This is a genomic window from Mesorhizobium sp. M7A.F.Ca.US.014.04.1.1 (assembly GCF_003998745.1).
In the GTDB taxonomy this organism is placed as follows: domain Bacteria; phylum Pseudomonadota; class Alphaproteobacteria; order Rhizobiales; family Rhizobiaceae; genus Mesorhizobium; species Mesorhizobium ciceri.
Genome location: NZ_RZRW01000830.1, coordinates 1 through 1,870, shown reverse-complemented (window position 1 = coordinate 1,870; position 1,870 = coordinate 1). Strand labels below are relative to the sequence as shown.

Genomic DNA, 1,870 nt, shown 5'->3' with positions numbered 1-1,870 from the left:
TGCGGAAGGCGAACGTGTCCTGGCCCGCGATGGCCGCGAAATGTTTGGTCAGGCCGAGCGCCTCGATCAGCGCCAGCGAGTTGGCTTCGTATTTGTTGGTGCAGATGGCGAGGGTATAGCCGGCCTCCTCGAAGCGCGCGATCGCCTCGACGACACCGGGGTAGGGGCGTGACTTGCCGGGGATGTTGAGCGTGTAGTGGTCGAGGAAAAGTTTCAGCAGCCGGTCGTGCTCCTCGACGGCAAGCGATCGCTGATGGGCGGCGTGCGCCCGCTCGATCATCACCCGGCCGCCGTGACCGACAAAGCGCCTGAAGCCGGCTTCGTCGACCGCCGCGATCTCGCTGGCGGCCAGGCTGTGGTTGAGGCTGTCGAGCAGGTCCGGCGCTGTGTCGATCAGCGTACCGTCGAGGTCGAACACGATGATCGGTCGGGTCATGGTCTGTCCTGGGGCAAGTTTCTACAGGGGCAGGCGATAAAGGCTGCGGCGCGTCAAGGCAAGCGCTGGGCCAGCTCGTTCAGGCGGGGCCTGCTTATCAGGCCGGGCATTCGCAGCGGGCCCGTCCGATATGAAAAAACCCGCTTCGACGGCGGGTTGTTGGCGCAAATCAGCACCATAGGCAAAAATGTAGCATAGCTGCACTCACCCGTCAAGGAAATAATTCCTACACTGAGCATCACCTGGAGAAGCGCCGTCCAGGGCTTTGACCGGACCGGCAAAAATGCTACGAGCCCGGCAGCGAATTTCCGGGGCAATAACCGACATGGATGCAAGGCAGTTGAAGGTCGAAGCCGCGCGGGCAGCACTCGCCCATGTAAGCGACGGCATGCGGCTTGGCATCGGCACCGGCACCACGGCCGAGGAGTTCGTGCGGCTGCTTGCCGAAAAGGTTGCAACCGGCATGACCGTCATCGGCGTACCGACTTCGGAGCGCACCGCGTTGCTCTGCCGCGAGCTTGGCGTGCCGCTGTCGACGCTGGAGGAAACGCCAGAGCTGGATCTCACCGTCGACGGCGCCGACGAAGTCGACCCGGAACTGACCCTGGTCAAGGGCGGCGGCGGCGCGCTGCTGCGCGAGAAGATCGTCGCCGCGGCGTCCCAGCGCATGATCGTCATCGCCGACCGCTCCAAGATGGTCGAGACGCTCGGCCGTTTTCCCCTGCCGATCGAAGTCAATCCGTTCGGCCTGCGCGCCACTGAAATCGCGGTTGCCGCGGCGGCTGAAAAGCTCGGTCTTTCCGGACCGGTCACATTGAGGATGACGGGCGGGCAGGCTTTTGTTACAGACGGCGGCCATTTTATCCTCGATGCATCTTTTGGCCGCATTCCGGATACAAGAGCGCTTTCGAATGCTCTCCACGCCATTCCGGGCGTGGTCGAGCATGGTCTTTTCATCGGGCTGGCTTCAGCGGCCATCATCGCCGGCGGCGACGGTATCCAAACCGTCCATGCCGCCCGAAAACCAGGGAGTTCTACCGATCATGACGTTGCATAACCGGGTTCGCAGCCTTTCCGTCCTTCTGGCGGCCTCGGCCGTTTTCGCCTTCTCGTCGCCGGCGTTTTCGCAGGATGTCACGGAAGCGCACCTGAAGGCCGCCCGCGCGGCGGTCGCTGCGATCCACGCGACCGACCCGTTCGACAACATCCTGCCGCAGGCAGCCGCGGCGCTCGAATCGCAGCTGATCCAGAAGAACCCGGACATGCAGGAACTGATCGGCAAGACCATCAACGAGAAGGCTCTGGCGCTGGCCTCGCGCCGTGCCGACCTCGAGAAGGAAGCCGCACTCGCCTACGCGAAAGTGTTCTCCGCAAAGGAACTGACCGACATCGCCGCCTTCTACAATTCCGATTCGGGCAAGAAGCTGCTCGATA

3 protein-coding genes are annotated in these 1,870 nt (G+C 63.2%); 2 read left to right on the top strand and 1 reads right to left on the bottom strand.

The window, feature by feature from the left end; translation table 11 throughout:
* Positions 1 to 436: HAD hydrolase-like protein (locus EOA22_RS32025; RefSeq protein WP_127390527.1), on the bottom strand; the 436-nt coding region annotated here is incomplete at its 3' end.
* A gap of 325 nt (positions 437 to 761) precedes the next feature.
* On the opposite strand from EOA22_RS32025, the gene rpiA reads away from it, so the two are divergent.
* The gene (gene rpiA / locus EOA22_RS32020; RefSeq protein WP_027036598.1) at positions 762 to 1,493 is read left to right on the top strand and encodes a ribose-5-phosphate isomerase RpiA; all 732 of its coding nucleotides are present in this window, start codon (positions 762 to 764) and stop codon (positions 1,491 to 1,493) included.
* Positions 1,480 to 1,870: DUF2059 domain-containing protein (locus tag EOA22_RS32015; RefSeq protein WP_127390526.1), on the top strand; the 391-nt coding region annotated here is incomplete at its 3' end. The genes rpiA and EOA22_RS32015, both read left to right, overlap by 14 nt.

Coding starts and splice junctions, on each gene's coding strand:
- rpiA (WP_027036598.1), top strand. CDS start 762: ATGGATGCAAGGCAGTTGAAGGTCGAAGCCGCGCGGGCAGCACTCGCC.